Raw genomic sequence first — 8,178 nt, forward strand, 5'->3', positions numbered from 1 at the left:
TCAGCGCCACCAATGACAACAATTCAGCGATTACTCTTCTTCTTCTGTTTGCTCTGCATCTTCATTTTCATTTTCATACTCCGAGTCCGCAAATTCATCACCATCACGCTGATCTCTAGGTAACAATATCGATAAACTATCAACGTTATAGTTTTTAATATCAGAAAATATAGCTGGATCTATCTCATCTAAAGACTCAACAGATAATAGGTTTCGACTGGTTATTACCGCCAAACTACTGGTATCTGACAAATCACCTGATGTAAAGATATATAGCGGCTTAGGGTATATATAATCAACACCACCACCCGTATTATATAACGTTAAGCTGCTATTTAACCTTAACTTTATTGGCTGGCTATAGGTACCAAAAAAGTAGATTTGGTTCACTAGTAATGATTCCCCGGTAATATCAGCATAGGAACTATTATAAGGTCTATCGGTGTAAATATTACCTTCACCACTATTAAATATATTGATACGACCAGCATAAGTTAAATCACTAATATCACCATTATAGTGTGCATCAATAGCTCCTTGTGTAGCTTTACCATTGGCATCAAACCCCGAAACTTTAAGGTTAATATCCCCGTTATTAGTAAAAATAATATCGCCATTATTTCTTAAGTCTGTAACAGCAACCGTTTCGCTATTAGCAATATTAATAATGCCATTTTCACCCTTATTGATGGCACTAATTACACTGGTATTTGTGGTAATCGCGGTATCAAGACCATCGCCATATTGGTTTATTTGATCAAAATCACCCAGACCAATACCTGAAAAGGCACGAAGCATTACTTCAACAGCGGTTAAGTTAGAGTCTTTACTTTGAATGGCACCACCCATTGATTCTATAAAAATAGACTCGCCAGCAGTAACATCACCAACCAATACATCACCATTGGCCGTTAAGCTCAGTGCGCCCGTTACTTCACTACCTAAAATAGTAATTGAATTAACATCAGTTATTTCAGCATTATTAGTAATAATAGCGACTTGAGAAAAATCATTATTTGCATTGGCTAAACTCACATCACCATTTGTAGCGGTAAGCATTAATGAAGTACCATCAACACCGACACCAACAGTTAATGCTTCAGTACTAATAATTGAACCATTAGTACTGGTTGCAGTTAATGTGTCAGCCGTTAATGCTGATAAATCAATATCATTAGCCGCCTTTAGTATGAAGGTATTAGCCGTATTAGCTCCTGAAAATAAAACCGCTCCGTTAGTGGAGGTGGCCGTTAGACTTTCTGCCTGAAAACCACTAATGCCAATATTATTTGCTGCGACTAAAATGCCATTATTAATACTTGAGCTACCTGATAGCAATATATCCCCCTCGGCTGTATTAGCATTGAGGTTTACAATATTTACATCGGTAACCGTAATATCATTATTCGCTTGAAGTTGCGCGGAGGTAATCTGGCTTGACTGACTTAGCGAGATGCTATTTTTCGTAGACGTGGCTGTTAAATTTTCTGACTGTAGATTAGCAATTTCAACTGCACCGTTGGCAATAACGAATAAATTATCAACCGTGTTTGTCCCCGCTAAATTAACAGTTCCTGACGAAGATTCAATAGTAGCTGTTGCATCATTAGTGGCATTATCAACAGTAAAATCACCCGTAGAGATAACATCACCTATGGACTTAATATCGACAGTGTTAGCCGAAAGGTAGGTTAAGCTTGTATCGCTATTATTAACAAGATTAATGTCTGTGCTAGCAGTTAACGACAACCCGCCGGTAAAGGCATTCTGCTCCGTTAAGTTTATCGCTTTTGCCGCCGCTAAAGTAAAGTTGCCCGATGAGGTAATTGCACCAGAAGAACTAATATTACCTGTTGCAGAGGTGACTGAAACGTTTCCGGTAACCTCATTCATCTGACCTAAACTAATATCATTTAGTTCGTTAAGATAAATATCCCCCGAATGAACATTAACATCCAGTTCAGCAACATCTACCGATAACGCTTTATCCGCTGTGCCAAGTAAAGTTATATTGTTCAAGGTAAGTAAATCAGCTTGCACACTACCTTTAAGCTGTGAAACTGTCGTTCCAGTAAGTGATAAGTTACCAACAACCTTTATACTGTCTTTAAAAATGACTGAGCCATCGTTTGTTATAACAGTAATATCACCTTTATTTTGAGAGTTCATTAAAACGTCAACGGAACCTAAACCGGCACTAAATTGATCTTGTTCAATAGAGAACGTATCACCGACAGCTGAATTTAAGGTAAGGCTGGTTGTGGCAATATCGTCAATAACAACGGCGACATCACGATAATAAATTGAAACACTCGCTTCATCGTTACGGTTGTAACTGAGTTGGTCAAACTGTTCACTGTTATATTCAACGTTAGCATTATAACTTTCACTGTATTGTGCAGAAACCCCGTTTATAGTAACAATATCATTACCATCACCGCCATCAAAGCTAACCAAGCTATTGACGGTATTTCGCGTATCATCAAGGTCAACATTAAGTGTGTCGGCACCATCATTACCATTAATAATACCTGATAAAGCACCATTTCCTTGAATGAATATGCTATCTACACCATCACTACCATTTATCGTTGAGAAACCCGTAAATGCTAATGCTGTTTGCTGTGTCGATGAATCAGTAACAAAGCCAGTATTCAACCCTGACACTGTCCAAGATGAATCAGCGCCACTTTGGCCATTAATGACCCCGCTTTTGTTTGCCGCAATAAGACTTTCAAAGCCAATAATATCATCACCAATGGTCACTGAAACATCTTCATTGTAAGTAATAGAATCTACGCCTTCGCCGCCATCCATCTGCTCCTCAATGTTAACGCTAGTTAACGTAAAGTTATCATTACCAATACCACCAACCACATTAGTAACTTTACCCGATACACCAATAAAGCTATCGTTACCGTCTCCCATATCAATCAACGAAATACCGTTAGCACTATTACCGGTACTTACCGTAACAGTGTCTTTTTGTGCACCGCCATAGATGTTATCAATATTGGTAAAGTCAACGATTGAATTACTGTAAGAAAGGTTACCACCGCGGACTTTATCGATTAACCAGACGTTATCTACATCATCTGCGATTAGGGTATTTATGGCACTGGTATTCGCTACAACATTTTCCATTTCATTGATGTTTAAATTGCTGGTAACGTTATCACCTAACTCAATGACATAATCTTTATTCACTTGTAAAACTAAACTATCAGTACCACTGCCACCACTGATAACGCCATCAATATCACTATCGACAGAGCTAAAAGTAAAGCTGTCACGTTGTGCGCCACCCGTTATATTTTCAAAACCACTAAAGTTAACCGTACTTGCATTATTAACAGTGATGGTACCTTGGTTATGATCTGTGATTAGCCAACTATTTTCAGTATCGCTAGCAGTTAACTGATTATTACCAGCGACTAATGCGCTAATACTTTCAATGCTATTAACGTTACTGCCTAAAACAACCTGCTGTTCCGCGCTCTGTAATACCAAGGAATCATTATTGCCGTTACCATCAATATAACCAGAGATATTGGCTAGGGTATTAACAGTAAAATTATCAATTTCACTACCGCCGTCTAATTGATTGAAGTTAACGAAGTTGATGCCATCCGAGTAACTCACGTTAGTTAAGTGGCCGCTATTTAGGTTATCAACAACCCAGGTATTTGCCTCGTCATTGGCAATTAAGGTATTTGTACCATCAACACCTGTAATCGATTTAACATGATTAACATCAGACACTAAATTAACAACTTGCCCAGCTTGGGTAAACGTTAAGGTATTGTTATCACCGCCGCCACCGTCAACTAAACCACTGATGCTATTCATATCATGCAAGGTAATACTATCGTTATCATCGCCGGTATTTATGCTGGCAATTGCATTAACCGTAACATTACTATCGACAACAATGTTATCTTCACCTGCGCTTGAGTTTATCGTACTAATACCTGCAGAAACCGTGAAGGCATCTTTATCAGTACCGCCAACTAGCTGATTAAAACCGGTAAAAACAATACCATTAATATTACCACCATTATCAGTGGTTACCTGCCAAGTGTTTTCTTCGTTTCTCCCCTGTAGAGTATTATTACTTGAGCCGTGCAGCGCTTCAAAAGCATTAATATCAGCAAGCTTTAATGTTTTACTGTCACCTGTTAAATATAACGCATCAGTACCATCACCGGCTTCAATGATATTTTGTACACTGTCTAGGTTTTCAATGTAAAGAATATCGGCATCACCACCCAAATTAATATCGGCAATGGCATTATTGATAACCGCGCTATCAATGGTGATTTCATCTTCACCTGCACCAGAACTTATACTGTTAATAGCGGCAGACACGGTAAAGGTATCATTCAACGCACCACCAACTAAATCAGTAAAGCCGGTAAAACTTATGGCATCCGCAGCACCTAACTGCACGGTACCTTCGTTATCGGCACTTACAACCCAAGTATTTTCGCCATCACTTGCGTGTAAAGTATTACTATTAGTACTTGTGGTGTTCACTATTTCAAAACCACTGATATCGGCAAGGTTGAGCGTTTCAGTTGTACCCGTAAGTTCAAGGGTATCAGTATCAGCCCCACCTTCAATGACATTAGTAACACTATCGAGGTTAGCAATTCTTAAAGTGTCGTCATTAGCGCCTAAATCAAGAGAGCTAATATCACCAGTTACCACTGAAGCTGTAATGGTTACTTCATCATTGCCTGCACCGGTAGCAATGCTGTCCATTGCCGCTGAAACATTAATGTTATCAACACCCGTTCCGCCCACTAAATTATTAATATCTTCAAAGGTAAAGCCAGAGACATTACCTTTATTAGCCGTTAACACATTCCAAGTAGTGGCATTATCACTACCCGTTATTGTATTAATACCACCAGCACCATCAAATAACATATTGCCGGCATCAGTTGTGGCTAATACATAGTTATCAGTACCTGTACCGCCAAGTAATGTGGCAAAGTTAATAAAGTTAATCGTTTCGGTCGTATTAACACCTTTAATTTCACCCGCGTTTGCGCCCGTGATAGTCCAAGTATTACTGCTTTGTCCAACTAAAGTATTATTTAAATTATTACCATCGAGGGTTTCAATAGAACTATCAAGAATAGCTAGAGTAAGCTCCTGATCCTTATTTGTAATACCGAGAGTATCCGTATCGTCGCCACCACGAATTAAGGTTGCAACACTATCCACTGAATGAACATCAATACGGTCATTACCTGCCCCTGCATCGATACTACTAATACTGCTAGGGTCCAGTTCTTCAATGCTGATCTCATCTTCACCTGCCATTGAACTGATGCTGTTAATCGCAGCAGAGACAGTAAAGGTATCTTTTAAAGCTCCGCCGATTAAATCGGTAAAGCCATCAAAGGAAATAGCATCCGCATCAGCTAATTTAACCGTGCCGGCATTATCTGTATTAACAAACCAAATATTTTCGCTATCAGTTGCTTGTAACGAATTGGTATTAGCACTAAGAGTCTCTAGCTTTTCAAAACCGCTGATATCGGCAAGCACTAATGTTTCATTTGTACCCGTTAATTCAAGGGTATCTGTATCAACACCCCCTTTAATAACATCAATAACACTGGCGATATCGGCAATTTTCAAAGTATCGTCATTAGCGCCCAAATCAAGTGAGGTAATACCGTCAGTTGCCACCGTATCATAAAGGGTTACTTCATCGGCTCCTGCTCCGGTTGATATGCTATCCATTGCCGCGCGAACATAAACGTAATCTACGCCAGTACCACCAACCAAATTATTGATATTTTTAAAACTAAAGCCTGAAACATAACCAGCATTATCCGTTAACACATCCCAACTAGTGGTATTATCACTACCGGTAATGGTATTAACACCAGTAGCACCATCAAGTGTCATACTGCCATAGTCGTTAGTCGCTAATACAAAGTTATCTGTCTTATCACCACCGAGCAATGTGGCAAAGTTAATAAAGTTAACCCCTTCAATATTACCGGAACTTGCACCCGTGATATTCCAAATATTATCCCCGTCTGTTTTTCCTGCAAGAATATTACTTAAATTATTGCCATCAAGGGTTTCAATTGTGTCATCAAGAATATCTAGCGTTAGCGTTTGATCTGAATTGGTAATACCCAGTGTATCTGTACCTGCACCACCAATAATTAAACTACCAACACTATCTGCCGAATAAACATCAATACGATCGTTATCGGCCCCGGCATCAATATTAGCAATACTATCAGCAGTAACATTTCCAATAGTAATTTCATCTTCACCAGCCATTGAACTGATGCTATTAATCGCTGCAGAAACAGTAAAGGTATCTTTTAACGAGCCACCCACTAAATCAGTAAAGCCATCAAATTTTATCGTGTCAGCGGAGTCTAGTTTAACCGTGCCTTTATTATCAGCATTAACAAACCAAGTATTTTCGCTATCAGTTGCTTGTAAGGTATTACTATTGCTACTTAGCGTTTCCAGTGTCTCAAAACCACTGATATCGGCAAGTTTAAGTGTTTTATTTGACCCTGTTAATTCAAGGGTATCGCTATCACGACCACCTTGAATAACATTAACAACACTGGCCATATCGGCAATTTTCAACGTGTCGTCATCATCGCCTAAATCAACAGAGGTAATCTCACCATCAGCAACCAAAGCAGTTATAGTCACGTCATCATTACCATCACCAGCAGTAATATTATTAATTGCGGCAGAAATAGTGAATGTATCTTTGTTATACCCCCCCACTAAATCACTAAAACCACTAAAGCTATTTTCAGTACCACTACCCAACTTCACCGTACCCGTATTTGAGCTCGTAACGGCCCAAGTATTTTCGGTATTAGTTGCTTGCAGGATGTTGTTACCTGTACCTATATAACTTTCAAAGCTGCTTATATCACCCAGATATAAAGTTTCACTTGCAGTAGTTAGGTTCAAAGTATCAGTGCCATCATTACCTTGAATAGTATTTTGAACTTGATCTAGACGAGCAATAAAGAGTTGATCATTATCATCACCCAAGATAAGTGTTTCAATGTCATTATCGGCAACTGCGGCAGTTATTGTGATATTGTCCTCACCTGCCCCTGAATCGATGCTGTCAATCGCTGCGGATACTACAAAGGTATCATTAGCAGAGCCGCCAGTTAATTCACTAATATTAGTAAAATTAAAACCAGACACAGAGCCTTCATTGGCAGCCGTAACAGCCCATTCAAAATTACTAGTAATACCGCTTATAGCATCTGCACTTCCCGTTAAGGTATTAGTTCCTTCTCCACCATCAAGCGATATCTCTCCTGTATCTGTAGTTGCAATAGTAAAATTATCTACCTGATCACCACCCAGTAAATTGATGAAGCCTGTAAAAGAAATACCATTAAGCAAACCAGAGTTTTCACCTGTTATTGTCCAGATATTTGTCTGACCATTTCCAGCTTGTAAGTCACTACCATTACCATCAATAAGCTCTATATTACTCACTGAAATTTTTGTAAGATCTAGTTCTACGTTGATCCGTAAAGTATCGTATGCATCATGATCACCACCATCAATAATAAGTGCACTATCAAGATCGAACAACGAGATAAAATCATCACCGTCATTAGCCTTAATACTTGTGACCTTACCGCCTTCTACTACATTAAAAGTATCTTTGCCACTTCCGCCCTCGAGATAGCTAAACTTAGTAAATCTAATGCCTTCAACGCTTCCTTCGTTTTCTTTATCTATTGTCCAAGTGTTGTCACCTGAATTAATGATAAGTGTGTTAGTACCGTTCGTTGCATTAACTTCTTCAATATTAGTGAAATCGGTGGATAAGTTAATCGTTTGGTTGGCATTAGTTACAGTGAAACTATCACCTGTAGTGTGATCTCCACCATCTATGGTGCCGCTAATTTGTGAACGTGTGCTTAATGTGAAGTCGTCGTCGCCAGTACCACCAGCAAGTGAATTGAAGTTAACAAAGTTAACTTCATCAACTGTGCCGTCATTAATCACACCTTGGTTGGTGGCATTGATTGCCCAAGTGTTCGTGATATTACTTGCAGTTAATTCATTACTGCCTGTCCCGGTAACTGTTTCAATACTTGAAATGTCGGTGCCAATAACAACCGATTGATTAGCCGTGTTAAGCGTTAA

General features: G+C 39.0%; 1 protein-coding gene. It reads right to left on the reverse strand.

From position 1 onward, the window contains the following. Positions 1–30: 30 nt before the first annotated feature. Positions 31–8,178: hypothetical protein (locus CXF85_RS09260; RefSeq protein WP_157829056.1), on the reverse strand; the 8,148-nt coding region annotated here is incomplete at its 5' end.

The organism is Colwellia sp. 75C3, assembly GCF_002836255.1.
Lineage (GTDB): Bacteria > Pseudomonadota > Gammaproteobacteria > Enterobacterales > Alteromonadaceae > Colwellia.